Here is a 16,031-nt window from a genome sequence, read left to right as displayed (position 1 = left end):
CATGAAGCTGAATGATTACCGCATTATCCCTGCCGAAAAACCACAACAGATTGTTGTGCTGCTTCACGGCGTGGGCGCCGATGGCAAAGACCTGCTGGACTTAGGCCATCGTTGGCAAAACCTTTTGCCTGCCTGCGTGTTTGTCTCGCCCGATGCACCGCACCGCTATGATATGGCACCCTTTGGTCGCCAATGGTTTTCGCTTAAAGACCGCACGCCGCAAGTCATGGCGGCGGATATGATTACCAATCGGCCCATCGTCAATGACTACATAGATAAATTGCTGGCGGAATTTTCACTGCCGTCCAACAAACTAGCCCTGGTTGGTTTTTCGCAAGGCACGATGGTCAGCCTTGATGTTGGCCCGCGCCGCGAAGATGGGCTTGCAGGTATTCTTGGATATTCGGGTTCATTGCTCAGCCACAAATCTCTGCATGCGGAGATTAGAAGCCGCCCGCCCATTTGTCTGGTCAGCGGGTTGATGGATGATATTGTCTCGCCCGACTATTCAAAAAAGGCGCAGGAAATGCTGCAAGCCGAAGCGATACCATGCGAATTGCATTTGCAACCCAATCTGGGCCACAGTATTGATGAAAGCGGAATTCGTATTGGCGCAGCATTTCTGCAACGTATTTTTGCTTAAATGGACGACGCGGAAAACCGCCCCAAATCAGCCTTGCTAATGACAAAAACCTTGTTTAACAAGGATATATGCTGAAGCATATGTTCATGGTGCAAGTGCGAAACGCTAAAGATTTGGTTAAGGGTAACTTCATCAAGTTACGCCATACTCCTCAATATGAGAGGAGTTTTACTTAGTGCTACCCTCGCTTGATACGTGTCCTGCCCTCGTGCTCAATGCCGATTTCCGGCCGCTCAGCTATTACCCGTTATCGCTTTGGTCATGGCAAGATGCCATTAAAGCCGTTTTCTCAGACCGTGTGAATATCGTTGCAACCTATGACCGCGTTGCACATTCACCCTCCCTCGACATTAAAATTCCCAGCGTCATCGCGCTCAAAGATTACGTGCAGGTGAACAGGCATCCGGCCTTTACGCGCTTCAATGTGTTCTTGCGTGACCAGTTCATGTGCCAGTATTGCGGTATGAAGAAAAATACATCCGAACTTACCTTTGACCATTTGACGCCGCGCGCCCATGGTGGGCGCACCGTGTGGTCAAACGTCACCACCGCATGTTCGGCATGTAATTTACGCAAAGGCGCAAAGCTGCCGCATGAATGCGGAATGCACCCCAGAACCTATCCCTATCAACCGACATCGTTCGAATTACAAGAACGGGGCAGAGCCTTCCCGCCGAACTTCCTGCATCAATCCTGGCGCGATTTCCTCTACTGGGATTCCGAACTGGAATCGGTTTAAACGCGCTCGGCGAGCCAAATCGCAGCTTTCGAACCTGCTTGTATCACTTTGCGTAATACGGGGTAACCCACCGCTTGCTCCGCGCCGGCTTCCAACGCTGTCATGCGGTGTTCGTTTTCTTCATCGCGGAATTGATCAACTACTTTTTTTAATTCGGGATTATCGTTCAGCGCTTCGCTTTGCTGCGCGTAATGACCATCAATCACTTCTTCAACCGCAACCGTGCATGCCATCGCGGCTTTTTCGCCCATCAATGCCGTAACGGCGCCAAGCGCAAAACCGGCGACATGCCACAGCGGTTGCAATGCAGTTGGGCGCACTTGGTTCGCAGCGACCATGGTGTTGAATGTATCGAGATGCGTTTGTTCCTGCGCCGCCATATGCGCAATTTGGTCCAATGTCTCTTTGGATGCACCGCGGCGCTTCAGCACCGCAAGCTGGCCCGCATAAATGCGTTTTGCGCCATATTCACCGGCTTGGTTCACGCGCAGCATACGTTCAAGGGACGTCTTACGCTTCATAACCTTGCCCTAGCTTTCCTCGCGTGCAGCACGAATGCAATCAAGACATAATCATGCATCGCAAGCGCCAGCGCCGCATTCCATATCACGATGGAAATACCGAATAAGCGCCACGCCACCTTATCGCACGGCGCAAGCGGCGTAGCCAATAATTCCGCCAGCATCTGCTCCGATGTTTTAGTAGTGTCTAACGCTTCTACAGGACAACCGCCGGATAATTGCCACCAATGCTGCTCGACGCCAATATGGAAAAACGCGATGCAAAAGCTTGCGAAGAACAACACCATGATCAGGATTAAAAACAAGCGGTGGTTTTTTTCGGGGTACAGCAATGCAACAAGCGATAGCGGAATAAGTAACGCATAAGGGATGCGTGAATAGAGGCACAAAATGCACGGCTTCAAATCAAAAACAAATTGCGCCACAAGCGCAGCGCCCAGCGCGGCAATGGCCACCAGCAGGGATAGGATGAATACACATCGGGGATGAAACAGGGCTACGAAGTTCATGCCCTAGATATAGCAACTATTCACGCCCGCGTTAAGCCCTGTGGACATGACACGGCGCGACAAAAAGTAGCTAAATTCGGAAATGCAGTTTTTACAGATTGAGTCGAAAATTGTGGCTTTCGAGAACCGGAGCGCAGCGTACATTTAAGTACGTGAGCACCGGAAGCACAGAAAGACGCAATTTGCAGACCAATATGTAGAAACTGGTTTATAACTTCATGCTTTTCGCATCATAGCGCTTACCTAAAAACGCTGGCGCCTTGGCATTGTTTCCGGTCGGGAAGTTTTCAATGCCGTAGGACAAATCGTTGCGGCTGTGATGTGCCCATAACGCATCGGGGTTGAGGTGATAGAACAATTCTGCAACCGGGGTGGTACGTGTCCAATCCTTAACCTGTTTGCGGTGGGCAATCTTCCAAACGCCCGATGCGCCGCCGGGGCGACGTTCCAGTTTATCCAGATAACGGCCACCCACAAAGAAATCTTCCTTTCCGGTTGATTTATCAAGGCGGTGCCAGTTCATGAAATAGCTTTCGCACAAGGCCACATCGCCGCGCAAATCCACGCGCACATTGGCCACCATGTGATGGGTTGCCTTCATATGGCCGCGTACATCAAGCGCCCATTGAATATATTCGGAAACGCTGCCCTGAAAAATACCGGGGCCAAAATCAACCGACGCATCAGGGTGAAATACCGAGCGCAACAGATTTTCTTCCGAGCGGTCAATGCCACGTGCATAGGAATACATAAGGTCAACAATTTCCTGCTTATCCACCAATGCCTGAATACGTGGCGGGAATGGAGAATTGGCGGAGCTGGTCACTGTCGTTGGCGCGGAAGTTGAACCCCCACCCAATGATGAAAAGAATGATGCTTTGATTTGCTTGATGGCTTTTGCAGCTTCCTTGGGGTCAATCGGCGCTAAATCCTTTTTGCGTTCAACCGAGGTAATTGGCTTATCAACCTTGGTCGATAGGCTTTCGGCGATCTTGGCAGCTTCACGCAGCGCGTTTTCTTTTTCTTTGTTCACCGGCAAAACAGGTTTCACAATGGTGCGGCCACCGGCTTGCACAGTGTTCTTTGCCACCGGCTTTTGCTCTGGCTTGATAGGAGATTTAGCAACGGGCTTTGCAACCACAGGTTTCATTTGTGGCTTGGCTACCAATTTGGCGACAGGCTTTGCCTTACCAACAAGTTTTGGAGCAGGTTTTTTAGCAACAGGCTTTGCTGCTGGTTTCTTTTTCGTGAGGGCCATAGTTATCAACACCCTAAAAGTTATCAAAAGACCAAAAAGGTCATATATGTTTCAAATAGTTAGGCGCTTTATACCCCTCTGGGTCGGTAGTAAAAGCCCGTTTTTTCTAGTATTTATTGAGTTACGCACATTAAGCCAAAACCGCAAAAGCGCAAGTTTTTAAGGGTTAATTTTGCTTTTTTCTTTCAAACAGGCAATATTCGTCGCTTAGCGGGTCTATTTTGGCCACTCAACCCTGTTTTTGAACTACGAGACGGGTTATTTTGGGGTGTTAGAGGCGATTTTCAACCCCATATGTGGTTTTAAAGGGGTCAAAAAACAATGTTAATAATGTTTTAAGGATTTGGCACGCTTGCACACGGTGATTCCATGCTTTTTTTGACGATTCTCTGAATTCTTGGTTGAAAAAGGTAAAGATTAATCTTTGGTCCAGCCGCGATTATTCAATACAAACAACGCAAACAGGGCAAAACCCACCCCCAAAAATGCCCATGGCGCAATCCATAGTGCAACTGTGGCATCGTTCACAGGGGGGCTAAGCAACACATAATCCCCGTATCGTGCATGGATAAAGTCTAAAATTTGGGCATCGGTCATGCCATCCTGCAGCTTGGCGCGCACTAATGTACGTAAATCCTTGGCAAGCCCTGCCGGGCTATCATTGATGGATTCCGACTGGCACACCACACAACGTAACTGTTGCCCTAATTGCATGGCGCGTTTTTCCAGCGCCGCATCTTTTAACTGCTCCCCCGCCTCGATCGCCAAGCACGGCATGGCAGATATCAGCAAAAAGACAAAAGCGATTGCCCATTTGTTCATCTGTTATCCTTGCCTCTGTTATCCTTGCCAAGGAATTCGGTTAAATGAGGTTTAAAATATTTATCCCATACGGGAATGCTAAGCGGCCCTGACACATGGCTGATAATCACGCCGTCTGCGCCAACCAGAAATGTTTCCGGCACACCTGTCACGCCCCAATCAATTGCAGCGCGTCCTTCACGATCAAGCGCCACGGTCTGGAACGGATTGCCATGTTCCTTGAGATATTTTTTGATTGCCGCATCTTTATCCTTATAGACGATGCCAATAATCGGCAGCGGAATAGCAAGTTGCACCGCTTTTAAAAATTCATGTTCGGCAATGCATGGCACACACCAGCTTGCAAAAAAGTTCACCAGTACTTTTTTACCCTTCAACTCGTGGTCGGTAAGCAGCTTGCGGCTGTTTAATATCGGCAATTTCATTTCCGGCACAGCCTTACCCGCCGATGAAACCAGCGGCTGGCCGTTCTTGTCTTGGGTTAAGCCCGCGATGGCCAACCAGACAAAACCCGCAAAAACCAATACGGGAACCAGCAGTAACCACCATTTCCGCATCATGGCTTTTCCTTATTCTTTTCAAGCGCTTTGGCAACTTCGGGCGGCATGTATTTTTCATCATGCTTGGCCAGCAACGTGGTTGCGGTGAATTCGCCCGGCGCGGTCAACTTACCTTCGGCTACAACGCCCTGCCCGTCGCGGAATAAATCCGGCGTAATACCGGTATAACGCACCCGCAAGGTTTCTTTCAAATCGGTCACCACAAACGTAATGGTGGCATTCTGGTCTTGCGCATGTTTGATACTGCCCTGTTCCACCAGCCCGCCAATACGGATATGTTTTTGTTCCTTCAATAATGTTTCTTGCGCGGCGAGCACATCCGCCGGCGCATAAAAATAGGTTACGTTTTGCGACAGGCCCATCAGCGTCAACGCAACGGCTAATCCGATCCCTGCCGTGATGCTCAGGATAAGCGCAAGCCGTGTATGTTTTGCTTGCCAGCTTCTACTCATCTTGTTTTGTCCACTGCACCCAGCGCCTTGCGTGATGCACAGGATTTGAAAAAAGTATGAAGGCCAATTCCCAAATAGCCCAGCGCTGCAACGCCATAAGCCGCAATTACATAATAGGTATGGGGGTTTTCAAAATCGAAATTCATGGCAAGTGTTTTAGCGCAGAAAGCGCCAAAAAGCCAACACCGCAGTTAGAGATTATCGCAAGGTTTTGAAAAACTGCTGCAATATGTCGCGCCCTTCGCTTTCCATAATTCCGCCATAGACATCCGGCGCATGGTGACATGTCGCTTGCGTAAAAAACTTTGCGCCATGGTCAACCGCACCGCCTTTTGCGTCATAGGCCGCAAAATATAATCGTCGCACCCGCGCAAAACTGATGGCGGCGGCGCACATGGTGCATGGCTCCAGCGTTACGTATAAATCGCAGTCCACAAGGCGCGGTGCATCAAGCTTGGCAGCCGCTTGGCGCAGCGCCAGCATCTCGGCATGGGCGGTTGGGTCTTTTAATTCTTCAACGCGGTTGCTGGCCGCCGCAATCACATGGCCCCCCGCATCAACCACCACCGCGCCAATGGGCACTTCGCCGCGCGCCTCAGCCGCGCGTGCTTCATTAAATGCAAGCTGCATGAAAGATTGGGGCATGAAGGAATTTTGTTTATCGCTCATACTGCTTCATCTATCATGCCCCACATGAAAACGAAAGAAACAAAAACCGCCCGAGCGGTTGTTCCATCGCCAGATGGAACAGAGCGAATGGCGGATAAAAATACATCGCGCCAAACAACATTTAAGGGCGAGCGGTTAGCAAAAGTTTTGGCGCGGGCAGGTTTATGCTCACGCCGCGATGCCGAACGCTGGATTGAAGCAGGGCGCGTCAGTGTGGATGGCAAAAAAATTACCAGTCCCGCCCTTAATGTTGAAGACCATCAGAAAATTATTGTCGATGGCAAACCCTTACCGCGCAAAGATGTTGCGCGCTTGTGGCGTTATTACAAACCTGTTGGTCTCATCACCACTGCAAAGGATCCGCAAGGCCGCCCCACCGTATTCGAATATCTGCCCGATGAATTGCCGCGCGTGGTCAGCGTAGGCCGTCTCGATTTAAACAGTGAAGGGCTACTGTTGCTGACCAATGACGGGGAGCTTGCGCGGTATCTGGAAAAACCATCCGAAGGATGGTCGCGCTGTTACCGCGTGCGTGTGCGTGTTGGCCGCAACGGCATTGATGAGGAAGAACTAAAATCCTTGGAAGCTGGCATCACTGTTGAAGGCGTGAAATATGGCTCCATCAAAGCAGAGCTCGATACCACCAAAGGTTCGAACGCATGGGTCACCATGGAATTGAAGGAAGGTAAGAACCGCGAAATCCGCAAAATCATGGAACATCTGGGGTATGAAGTGAACCGCTTGCTGCGTGTTTCCTTTGGGCCATTCCAGTTGGGAAGATTAGAAAAAAACGAAGTGGAAGAAATTCCCCAGCGCGTGCTCAAAGACCATTTGGCTGCTTTCTTTAAACCGAAAAAATAATCATGCGCATTATTTCCGGAAATTTTCGTAATCGAACATTAGAAACCCCCGCTGATGAAACCATCCGGCCCACATCCGATAAAACACGCGGCGCGATATTTAATATTCTGGAACACCGCAACTGGCCTGCACATCCCTTGCTTCCTGAATGCCATGTGGCCGATGTGTTTTGCGGCACCGGCGCCTTGGGGCTGGAGGCATTATCGCGCGGCGTGAAACATGTGCATTTCATCGACAACGCCCGTGAATCCATTCAGCTTACCAAAGCCAATATCGCCAAATTCAAATGCGCGGAGCAATGCACGCTCATCACCAGCGATGCGCACAAAATTGAACTCAAGCGCCCGCAATTCGATTTGGTGATGCTTGACCCGCCTTATGGAAAAAACCTGGGTGAAAAAGCGCTCCTGCATTTTGAAAAACAGGGATTGTTGAAAACCCACACCGTCATCATGCTGGAAACAAAAAAGGACGAAGCGGTCACCCTTCCCCCATCATTTGAAATGGTGGATGAACGCAGCTATGGTATTGCGATGGTTCGTTTTTATCTTTACGGAACAAAAGCATGACGCACACGCCGAACTGCAAACTCTGTAACGCACCCAGCGTCTTTTTCGAAAGCTGTGATTTTCACAATCAGGCAAAAATCCATCTGGGTTATTACCAGATGCCCATGCCGCCCCACGGGCTGATGGTCGATTATTACCGCTGCACCGGTTGCGGCTTTTTATTCACGACCCTGATGGATGACTGGCACACCAACGGCATGTTTGCGCAGATGATTTATAACAAGGATTATCCGCGCATCGATGGGTCCTATAACGGCCAGCGCGCAGGGAAAATCTGCAACCTCTTTTATCTCGCCTTCTTTGATGCGTTCAAGGAACTGGAATTTCTTGATTACGGCGGCGGCATTGGCCTCCAATCCGCGCTTGTGGGCGCATTTGGCGCAAAGCGTTCGCTTACCTTTGATCCCTTCGCGCAGGGCGTGAAACGTCCCGATGGGTTTTTCAACGTGGTAAGCGCTGTGGAGGTTTTGGAACACGCAACCAATCCATTGGCGATGATTGAAGATGTGGTGCGCTTCACCAACCCCGATGATGGTCTTATTTTCATTACCACCGAATGTTTGCCGGATGATATTGAGCAGCAAAAAACCAAATGGTGGTATGTTGACCCGCGCGTCGGGCATGTATCGCTTTATCCAAAAGCTATGCTCAAGAAAATTTTTGCATCACACGGCTATCAAATGTCGCACATCTTGAACCACACGCATATCGCATATAAAAAATGGCCGAAATGGGCAGATTTGCTGATGTCAGAGCGCGATAGAAATCTGCCTTAAAGTTTCAGCAATACCAATTTTTCGGCGAGTGCATCTTGGCGCATGGCTTTAAGCGCCAACACCGCACGCAACACCGCATCATTCGCATCGCGGCTAATATTCGATAACAGCATATTCAAACGCCCGTCATTCGCATTGCTCGCCGGCAGCACATTTTGTGATGCAAGCTGGCTTTCCACATTGCTTGGCATCAATACGCCCAGACTTTTAATCATGGCGAGATTGAAATTTTTCTTATCGCCCGAAAACGCCTGTGTGCGGCCGTACTGTTCAAACCAGATGGTGCGTTCATCCTCGCTCATCACGCCGCGCAGGAGCGCCAAGGGGAATAACGGCAATAATGCTTCGCGGTTTGCGGGCGCAGCGCTGGCAAGCCGCCACCAGCTTTGCGCATCCTTATTGCCGCGCAGCAGCAGCAATCGCGCCATCGCGGGCGCAGCCGCAAGATTATCAGGAAGGGCCGCAAGCCCTGATACATCGGCTTCCAGACTATCGCCCAGCACGCCAAGTAAATCCGCATTACTAAAGCCCGGCAGCGCGGCAGCAATAATATGCGCTTTTTGCGCCGCATTCTCTTCTTCAATTATCGCGCGGATAGCGGCGGCACGGCGCAATGGCGCGGGCCATTCTTTTTCCGGCACGGTCAGCAATGTTTCAGGATTGCTGCGGAATTTCTCGATTGCTTTGGCTGGAAATTTTATACCGCTAATCACCGCATTATACACATCTGATGCAATCTGGCGCCGCTGCGCAAATTGCTCCGCCAGCTTAATGCGTTGAACATCGCCCATCGCAATATCCAATACCATCGGTTGCGGCGGCACCATCAATGCTTCGATGTTATCGGTTTTCAGTTTCACGCGGCCAATCGCAATTGCTGCCACTTGCAGCACCGACAGATTTTCATATTTGGGGGGCGCTTTTTTGGAATCCTTCGGATTTACATTTGGCGCCAATGCGCGCTCCGCCAATTCCAGAAACAGCGCATCGCCATCACCCGCTTCGCGGAAAAGATCTAACGCAAGTCGCGCTTCATCATGCTTGCCATCTTTGATGCTGCACAAAATTCCCATTTTTTGGCCAAACACACCGCTGGTTGAGGGCACATATTGCGCAGCTAACACGCATGCATCCACCACGCGGCGCTGGCGCAATTCTTCTTCGATGAACATCTGCCATTCCAATGGTTTAAATGCCGTTTCGCGTGTTTTGGCCAATGCCAACGCGCCTGCACTATCCCCTGCTGCTTGCGAAGCCATGACGCGCGCCACAAAAAACGCGTTCGCGTTTTCTGGTGTTCCGCTTGGTTCATACGTCTTGCTTAAACCGGCAAGCCGCAGCACATCTTTGAACACAGCATTGGCCGCGCCGCTATTTACGGTATGGGTTGAATTATTCAAAAGCGCTGCCGCTTCGCTATAGGAAAACGGTTTCCATATATCCATCGGCAAGCTGCCGGTTTTTTCGTCCAGAATCCCGTAATTGGTCAGTACCGGCGCGGCGAGCTCGTTTTTTTCAACATAATCGGTTCGGCGTAATGGCGATGGCGGGTTCATCGCCGGCGCATAGCCCCCCATTATTCCCATGGGTTGTGGCGGCGTTTGCATCACGCGCGGTGGTGGCGACGCCAGTGGCATCGGCATATTCGGCGTTGCCAATTGCTCATCGGTTTGGGTGTCGATGTTTACGCCTTCGCCTTCATTGGCATCATCATAAACGAGGTCTTGTGGCGCACCTGCCGCCATATGATAAGGCGCGTGATAGGGCGGCTGGGCATGCGCCAGGCCTGTGCCGAGGTACAGCAAACTTGCAACGAAAAGATGAAGGGAATTGCGCATGAACAGTTCAAGATAATCTTATGAATTAGGTATAGTCACCTACGCCCTCTTATACTAAAATATAAGTTAAAAATTATGGCAAGGTTCACATGGGTCAAACAATCGTTTTAGTCGGGATGATGGGGTCGGGCAAAACCGCGCTTGGCCGCCAGCTGGCCCAGCGGTTGAACCTGCCCTTTCTTGATACCGATGCCGAAATTGAAAAAGCGACCGGCATGCGTATCTCCCATATCTTTGAAGAGCAGGGCGAAGCAGCCTTTCGCGGCTATGAACGCACTAAAATCGCCAAATTGCTGGCAGGTGAACCATGCGTATTATCAACCGGCGGCGGGGCGGTGATGGATGCCGGAACACGTGAATTGATTGCAACGAAATCAACCGTTATCTGGCTCAAAGCCCGCCTTGAAACATTGCTCAGCCGTGTGTCCAAAGACAAGAACCGCCCGCTGCTTAAAACCGACAACCCTGCTGCCAAGTTGCAACAGTTGCTTGATGCCCGCACGCCGTTTTACAGCCAAGCGCCCATCCACATCGAAACCGATGTAAAAGGCTTTGAAGAAACGGTTGAAGCCATGCTCAAGGCCGTGCAAAATCATCACATACCGCTAAAGGAATAATATGAGCATTCTTGGAAGTATCCTGCCGCACGAAGCACCGCAAACGATTACCGTATCCCTGGGTAATCGCAGTTATCCTATTCACATCGGCAGCGGTTTGTTGCACGAAGCGCCCCTGCTCATCCGCGAAGCATTCGGCATGCGCCGCTGCATCATCATTACTGATAGCCATCTCTCCAATCTCTATGGCGAAAAACTTCACGCGAATATGACGCGCATTGGCCTGTGCAAAGATGATGTGCTGGTTATTCCCGCAGGGGAACAGGCCAAAACATTCTCCTACCTTTCCTTTATTCTTGATCATCTGTTTCAAAAGAACATTGACCGCAAGACCATGCTCGTTGCCCTTGGCGGCGGCGTGATGGGCGATCTGGTCGGCTTTGCGGCGTCCATCGCCATGCGCGGGATTGATTTCATTCAAATTCCAACCACACTACTGGCGCAGGTTGATAGTTCCGTTGGCGGCAAAACCGCGATTAATTCGGCGCGCGGTAAAAACCTGATTGGTACATTCCATCAGCCAAAAATGGTGATTGCAGACGTAGATACATTGAAAACACTACCCACGCGCGAGCTGCGTGCGGGCTATGCCGAAGTCGTAAAATACGGCCTCATCAGCAACCCTGATTTCTTTACATGGCTGGAAACCAAGGGCCATAAATTGCTGACAGGTATGAAGGAAAAGCAGATCCACGCCATTAAGGTCAGCTGCGAGATGAAGGCGCAAATTGTTGCGGAAGATGAAAAAGAATCCACCGGCAAACGCGCGCTACTCAATTTCGGCCATACCTTTGGTCATGCCTTCGAACTCATGGCAAATTATGATAACAGTTTACTGCATGGCGAAGCCGTTGCCATCGGCATGGCCAAAGCGTTTGAACTTTCAACGCGCCTTGGCCTGTGCCCGGAAAGCGATACCGCGCGCGTGAAGGAACATTTGAAATCGGTCAATCTGCCGATTTCCATTCAGGGCCGCAACTGGAACACCGACAAGCTGCTGGCATCAATGTACCGCGATAAAAAAGCCGAAGATGGTCAATTGAATTTTGTCGTCACCCGCGGCATCGGTCAGGCCTTTGTGCAGCAACACGTGGTCGCAAGCGACGTTAAGGCTGTGCTGGATTTGAATTAATAATAGCTGCGGCTAGCGCTCCAGTCTGAATTGCTCAATAATTTTCTGCTTTATCGCGTCCCGCGCTGTGCGAAAGCGGCTTGCCATTATCTCATCCGACAATGGCTCTTTACTGGCAGGATCAGGCATAGGCCAGTGAAGGCGCTGTACCTTGCCCGGAAACAGGGGGCAAACTTCTTCGGCGCATAGCGTGATAACAAGTTCAACATCCGACGTGCGAATATCGTTCACCGATTTGCTGGCATGCTGGCGAATATCGATACCGATTTCCTGCATCACCTTTACCGCAAAAGGGTTTACACGGCTTGGCTCTGACCCTGCGCTTTGAACCGTATATTCTCTTGGCAGCATCGCTCGCGCCAAGCCTTCGGCCATTTGGCTACGGGCTGAATTGGCTACGCATAGAAACAGAATGTGTTTGGGAAGTTCATTCATGTTTTTTCTTTTTTTTAGAAGGTGGGCAGCATTCGGATAACTCAATGACATCACAGCCGCGTTTCTTGTCTTTCCCGACGCGGGCAAAATCCACGATGCAGCAGTTCTCAATCATGAAACGGATGAGCGTCTGTACGAATGCGAAATTAGCCGAATAGATAACTGAACGGCCAACCTTGCGAGAGACCACGAGACCTGCATGACTCATGTGGCCAAGGTGAAACGAGAGCGTATTGTGCGGAATCTTGAGCTTATTGCTTAAGATGCCTGCAGCAATACCTTCAGGACCATATTCAACCAGCAGGCGAAAGGCTTTAAGTCGCGTTTCCTGCGATAGCGCATCAAAGGCAATAAGGGCTGCGTGTATATTCATGTCTATAAATATGGACATAAAAAATATAATATGTCAATAATCATGGACATAATTGATTACCCACGGAGCATGTTAATGTCTTTGCCACAACGCCTTACCGCCGAAGCTCTTGGCTCGGCCTTTTTGCTGATGATCGTGATCGGCTCCGGCATGATGGGGCAGAAGCTTGCTGGTGGTAACGAAGCAATCGCACTGTTAGGAAATACCCTGGCCACTGGCGCCGGGCTTATCGTTCTGATTCTGATATTTGGCGACATCTCCGGTGCGCATTTCAATCCGGTCGTTAGTATTGCTTTTGCCTTGCGAAAGGAATTGCCTTGGGGTGATGCGGTCTTTTACATTGCCGCACAAATTACCGGAGCCGTCATAGGGGTATGGCTTGCACATTTGATGTTCGAATTACCAGTCTGGCAGATTTCGGAAAAAGTTAGGACGGGCCCAGGCCAATGGCTTGCAGAAGCAATGGCAACCTTCGGGCTGTTACTTACCATTTTTGGCTGCCAATCACGCTCGCCTGCCGCCATACCCTATGCTGTGGGCTTATACATTACCGCTGCTTACTGGTTCACAGCTTCAACTTCTTTTGCAAATCCTGCTGTTACGATCGCTCGGTCGCTGTCAAATACATTTGCGGGCATTGCCCCTGATGGGGTGCTGGCATTTATCATAGCGCAATGTGCAGGAATGATGGTTGCGATGCTGATTGGGCAATGGTTTTGGAAATTGCGGTCTAAGTAGCGGTGTGCTTGTGCCTATTAGACCATTCGTATAGCGCGAGGTTTTAACGCTGCAAAATCCTGCTTGGCGGTAAACAGAAACGCGGTGCCATGCCCTGCTTGCCGGTGACCTTCTTCGGTGGCGGCAGATTTATAATAGCTCATTGCGAAAACGCGCACACTGGCGGTGAACGACGATTCCTCCGCCTTGTGCTGCGCAACCATGCTGCACAATTGGTGGATGCTGAGTTTTTCGCGGCGGCATATTTCAATCAATGCATTCCACATCGCAGGTTCGAGGCGCATCGATGTGCGGTGGCCGTTCAACGTAATATTGCGGCTTATCAGTGATGATTTAAGCGTCGCCATCTCTTCATGCTTTTGGGGCGCGGGTTCAACAGGCTGCCGGGAAGCCATATGGGATGTATTGAACGTCATGAATTCTCTCCATTCTCAGTTATGGTCTAAAAGGGTGGTTACATAGGTATGCAGGGCGTACATTCATTTGTGTGGGCAGTGGCATGGTGCATATCGCCATTTTTGTATGCGGGAATGGCTTTATCTCCATACAACTTATAGTTGTAATATAATACACCTTTTGATTGTTACAACATATTTATGACAACCTTAGGTTGAATATCGGGATGTGTGGTATTTTGGCTGCTATGTATTCAGCCGATTGGTTTAGGCAGTGGGTTTTAGGTCCAAAACCAGCGCATGGACCCGTTCCTTCATTTCATCGGCCAGCAGGTTATAGACCAGCCTTTGCTGGGCAACGCGGCTAAGCCCGTTAAAGGCGGATGAAGTAATGGCAAGGGTGAAATGGGTTTCGCCACCCTTATCTCCATGGGGGTGGGCACCTGCATGCCCCGCATGGCGGTGGCTGTCATCGGTCAATAAAAAAGTTTCCGGCGAGAGGTTTTCGCGGATTTTTTTTTCAATGCGCGTGGCATAAGACGTGTCTTTCATGTTCAAACCCTACCCTTAATTTGATATTCTGGGAAGTATGCCAAAAAACGCAATAAAGACCAATCTTGATAAACTGAAAGAAGCGCTCGCCGCAACGAAGGCGAAACCCGCGCCCAAAAAATCTTTCAAAGAGCAACGGTACGGAACCGGGGCAGACACGGTTGCGCCCAATTTTGGAAAAGGGGGCGCAGAGCAGTCGCCTCATACTGCAGGGCGGGTTGCGCGTAGCGCAGACGCATCGCAGCAAAATATAAATATGCATGATCCGGAAAACGCGCCGCACCTTTTCAAAAAATGGATTGGTGACCGCGTAGCCATGGTGCAAGTGCGCCATTGCGATAATCCCAATTGCGGGCAGCGCGGCGAGTTTCGCGCGCCCAAATCACGCTATAATCTTGAGAGCTATTACTGGTTCTGCCTTGACCATGTGCGCATTTATAACGCCGCATGGGATTATTATCAGGGCATGAGCGTTGCCGAAATCGAAGAAGCGCTGCGGGCAGGCACCACATGGGAACGCCCGACATGGCCCATGGGCGACCGCAAGATCGAACGCAAGGTACGCGCGGCATTCAAACGCGTCTTTGATGAAGATGATATCGAACAGAATGCCGAACATATTCATGCCAAAGCGCAGGAACGGGGCGTTGATCCGCGTTATGCCGCGCAGCTTAATGCACTACGCGAACTGGGGCTTGCGCCGCCGATTGATTTCGAAGGTATCAAAAAACGCTACCGCGATATGGTGAAGCAACACCATCCCGATGTTCAAAAAGGCAACGCGGATGCGGAAGAAAAAATCAAACGCCTCAATGTTGCATTTACAGTCTTGAAGGAATTCTACGCCTTTGAAACCGTGAATATGGAAAATGCCGCAGATTAAAGAATAAACACAGCATAAATCGCGTGACGCACCACATTAAACCCGTTATTTTCGTTTCAGATATCATATAGGAAGAATTCATGTCATCTGCCGCAAAAGCAAAAGTACGTACCGAAGAACTTGGCGCGCCCGACATCCGCGTATCCGTAAAACAGACCTTTGGCCTGAACATCGCCAATGATTTTCAGGTGCCTGCGTTTTCAAACGCCTCCGAACATGTGCCAGCGGTGGATGACAGCTACCAGTTTGATAAAGAAACCACGCTCGCCATTCTCGCAGGCTTTGCACATAACCGCCGCGTGATGGTGCAAGGCTATCACGGCACAGGCAAATCCACGCATATCGAACAGGTGGCCGCACGTTTGAATTGGCCGTGCATCCGCATCAATCTCGATAGCCATATCAGCCGTATCGATTTAATCGGCAAGGATGCGATTGTGCTGAAAGACGGAAAGCAAGTAACGGAATTCCGCGAAGGATTATTGCCATGGGCGTTGCAACATGCCGCTGCATTGGTGTTCGATGAATATGATGCAGGCCGCCCTGATGTGATGTTCGTCATTCAGCGAATTTTGGAATCTTCGGGGAAGCTTACCTTGCTGGATCAAAACTCGGTGATTACGCCGCACCCATACTTTCGTATTTTTGCCACCTCCAACACCATCGGTTTGGGCGATTCCACGGGGTTG

General features: G+C 50.3%; 23 protein-coding genes. 10 read left to right on the top strand and 13 right to left on the bottom strand.

Features of this window, described 5'->3' with window-relative positions; genetic code table 11:
- Position 1: 1 nt before the first annotated feature.
- Both SFW65_02290 and SFW65_02285 read left to right on the top strand, forming a co-directional pair.
- The gene (locus tag SFW65_02290; GenBank protein ID MDX1921942.1) at positions 2-643 is read left to right on the top strand and encodes a dienelactone hydrolase family protein; all 642 of its coding nucleotides are present in this window, start codon (positions 2-4) and stop codon (positions 641-643) included.
- A 175-nt stretch (positions 644-818) separates the two neighbouring features.
- Complete coding sequence (locus tag SFW65_02285) at positions 819-1,382, top strand: HNH endonuclease (GenBank protein MDX1921941.1); 564 nt, start codon at positions 819-821, stop codon at positions 1,380-1,382.
- On the opposite strand, the gene SFW65_02280 is transcribed toward SFW65_02285, so the two are convergent.
- From SFW65_02280 to SFW65_02245, 8 genes are all read right to left on the bottom strand, one after another.
- Positions 1,379-1,903, bottom strand: a complete 525-nt coding sequence (locus SFW65_02280) for a demethoxyubiquinone hydroxylase family protein (protein MDX1921940.1) — start codon at positions 1,901-1,903, stop codon at positions 1,379-1,381. The genes SFW65_02285 and SFW65_02280 overlap by 4 nt on opposite strands.
- Positions 1,900-2,412, bottom strand: coding sequence for a disulfide bond formation protein B (locus tag SFW65_02275; GenBank protein ID MDX1921939.1), 513 nt, complete (start codon positions 2,410-2,412; stop codon positions 1,900-1,902). Before SFW65_02275 ends, SFW65_02280 begins: the two co-directional genes overlap by 4 nt.
- 208 nt (positions 2,413-2,620) lie before the next feature.
- Positions 2,621-3,670 (bottom strand): nuclear transport factor 2 family protein, encoded by a 1,050-nt coding sequence (locus SFW65_02270; GenBank protein ID MDX1921938.1) that lies wholly within the window; start codon positions 3,668-3,670, stop codon positions 2,621-2,623.
- Positions 3,671-4,087: 417 nt separating this feature from the next.
- Positions 4,088-4,492 (bottom strand): cytochrome c-type biogenesis protein, encoded by a 405-nt coding sequence (locus SFW65_02265; protein ID MDX1921937.1) that lies wholly within the window; start codon positions 4,490-4,492, stop codon positions 4,088-4,090.
- Entirely contained in the window at positions 4,489-5,052 is a 564-nt protein-coding gene (locus SFW65_02260) for a DsbE family thiol:disulfide interchange protein (protein ID MDX1921936.1), read from the bottom strand. The genes SFW65_02265 and SFW65_02260 overlap by 4 nt, the downstream gene beginning before the upstream one ends.
- Positions 5,049-5,504 carry a cytochrome c maturation protein CcmE gene (gene ccmE / locus SFW65_02255; protein MDX1921935.1) on the bottom strand — a complete coding sequence of 152 codons (456 nt, stop codon included), beginning with the start codon at positions 5,502-5,504 and terminating at the stop codon, positions 5,049-5,051. The genes SFW65_02260 and ccmE overlap by 4 nt, the downstream gene beginning before the upstream one ends.
- A complete protein-coding gene (locus SFW65_02250) occupies positions 5,501-5,650 on the bottom strand; it encodes a hypothetical protein (protein MDX1921934.1) in 150 nt (49 codons plus the stop codon). Before SFW65_02250 ends, ccmE begins: the two co-directional genes overlap by 4 nt.
- A 52-nt stretch (positions 5,651-5,702) precedes the next feature.
- Positions 5,703-6,173 (bottom strand): nucleoside deaminase, encoded by a 471-nt coding sequence (locus tag SFW65_02245; GenBank protein ID MDX1921933.1) that lies wholly within the window; start codon positions 6,171-6,173, stop codon positions 5,703-5,705.
- Positions 6,174-6,197: 24 nt separating this feature from the next.
- On the opposite strand from SFW65_02245, the gene SFW65_02240 reads away from it, so the two are divergent.
- Genes SFW65_02240 through SFW65_02230 form a run of 3 tightly spaced genes read left to right on the top strand, consistent with a single transcriptional unit; the run spans position 6,198 to position 8,379 of the window.
- Complete coding sequence (locus SFW65_02240; protein MDX1921932.1) at positions 6,198-7,034, top strand: pseudouridine synthase; 837 nt, start codon at positions 6,198-6,200, stop codon at positions 7,032-7,034.
- Between the two features lie 2 nt (positions 7,035-7,036).
- A complete protein-coding gene (rsmD, locus tag SFW65_02235; GenBank protein MDX1921931.1) occupies positions 7,037-7,603 on the top strand; it encodes a 16S rRNA (guanine(966)-N(2))-methyltransferase RsmD in 567 nt (188 codons plus the stop codon).
- Positions 7,600-8,379: a class I SAM-dependent methyltransferase gene (locus tag SFW65_02230; GenBank protein MDX1921930.1), complete on the top strand. Its 780-nt coding sequence runs from the start codon at positions 7,600-7,602 to the stop codon at positions 8,377-8,379. Before rsmD ends, SFW65_02230 begins: the two co-directional genes overlap by 4 nt.
- Here SFW65_02230 and SFW65_02225 read toward each other — a convergent pair.
- Positions 8,376-10,217: a hypothetical protein gene (locus SFW65_02225; GenBank protein MDX1921929.1), complete on the bottom strand. Its 1,842-nt coding sequence runs from the start codon at positions 10,215-10,217 to the stop codon at positions 8,376-8,378. The genes SFW65_02230 and SFW65_02225 overlap by 4 nt on opposite strands.
- Positions 10,218-10,306: 89 nt before the next feature.
- On the opposite strand from SFW65_02225, the gene SFW65_02220 reads away from it, so the two are divergent.
- Positions 10,307-10,834 carry a shikimate kinase gene (locus SFW65_02220; protein MDX1921928.1) on the top strand — a complete coding sequence of 176 codons (528 nt, stop codon included), beginning with the start codon at positions 10,307-10,309 and terminating at the stop codon, positions 10,832-10,834.
- Position 10,835: 1 nt separating this feature from the next.
- The gene (aroB, locus tag SFW65_02215) at positions 10,836-11,966 is read left to right on the top strand and encodes a 3-dehydroquinate synthase (GenBank protein MDX1921927.1); all 1,131 of its coding nucleotides are present in this window, start codon (positions 10,836-10,838) and stop codon (positions 11,964-11,966) included.
- Between the two features lie 12 nt (positions 11,967-11,978).
- On the opposite strand, the gene SFW65_02210 is transcribed toward aroB, so the two are convergent.
- On the bottom strand, positions 11,979-12,401 hold the full coding sequence (locus tag SFW65_02210; GenBank protein MDX1921926.1) for an arsenate reductase ArsC: 423 nt from the start codon (positions 12,399-12,401) through the stop codon (positions 11,979-11,981).
- Positions 12,394-12,774 (bottom strand): helix-turn-helix domain-containing protein, encoded by a 381-nt coding sequence (locus SFW65_02205; protein ID MDX1921925.1) that lies wholly within the window; start codon positions 12,772-12,774, stop codon positions 12,394-12,396. The genes SFW65_02210 and SFW65_02205 overlap by 8 nt, the downstream gene beginning before the upstream one ends.
- 69 nt (positions 12,775-12,843) lie before the next feature.
- Between SFW65_02205 and SFW65_02200 the strand changes: the two genes are divergently transcribed.
- On the top strand, positions 12,844-13,512 hold the full coding sequence (locus SFW65_02200; protein ID MDX1921924.1) for an MIP/aquaporin family protein: 669 nt from the start codon (positions 12,844-12,846) through the stop codon (positions 13,510-13,512).
- 17 nt (positions 13,513-13,529) lie between these two features.
- On the opposite strand, the gene SFW65_02195 is transcribed toward SFW65_02200, so the two are convergent.
- Positions 13,530-13,928 carry a ribbon-helix-helix domain-containing protein gene (locus tag SFW65_02195; GenBank protein MDX1921923.1) on the bottom strand — a complete coding sequence of 133 codons (399 nt, stop codon included), beginning with the start codon at positions 13,926-13,928 and terminating at the stop codon, positions 13,530-13,532.
- 246 nt (positions 13,929-14,174) lie between these two features.
- Positions 14,175-14,459 (bottom strand): BolA family protein, encoded by a 285-nt coding sequence (locus SFW65_02190; protein ID MDX1921922.1) that lies wholly within the window; start codon positions 14,457-14,459, stop codon positions 14,175-14,177.
- Positions 14,460-14,496: 37 nt separating this feature from the next.
- Between SFW65_02190 and SFW65_02185 the strand changes: the two genes are divergently transcribed.
- Together SFW65_02185 and SFW65_02180 are read left to right on the top strand one after the other, a co-directional pair.
- Complete coding sequence (locus tag SFW65_02185) at positions 14,497-15,342, top strand: DnaJ domain-containing protein (protein MDX1921921.1); 846 nt, start codon at positions 14,497-14,499, stop codon at positions 15,340-15,342.
- 80 nt (positions 15,343-15,422) lie between these two features.
- Positions 15,423-16,031: AAA family ATPase (locus SFW65_02180; GenBank protein ID MDX1921920.1), on the top strand; the 609-nt coding region annotated here is incomplete at its 3' end.

This window comes from Alphaproteobacteria bacterium (assembly GCA_033762625.1).
In the GTDB taxonomy this organism is placed as follows: Bacteria; Pseudomonadota; Alphaproteobacteria; order UBA9219; family RGZA01; genus RGZA01.
Note: the sequence above shows the minus strand (reverse complement) of the source record. Positions and strands in the feature narration are given on the sequence as shown.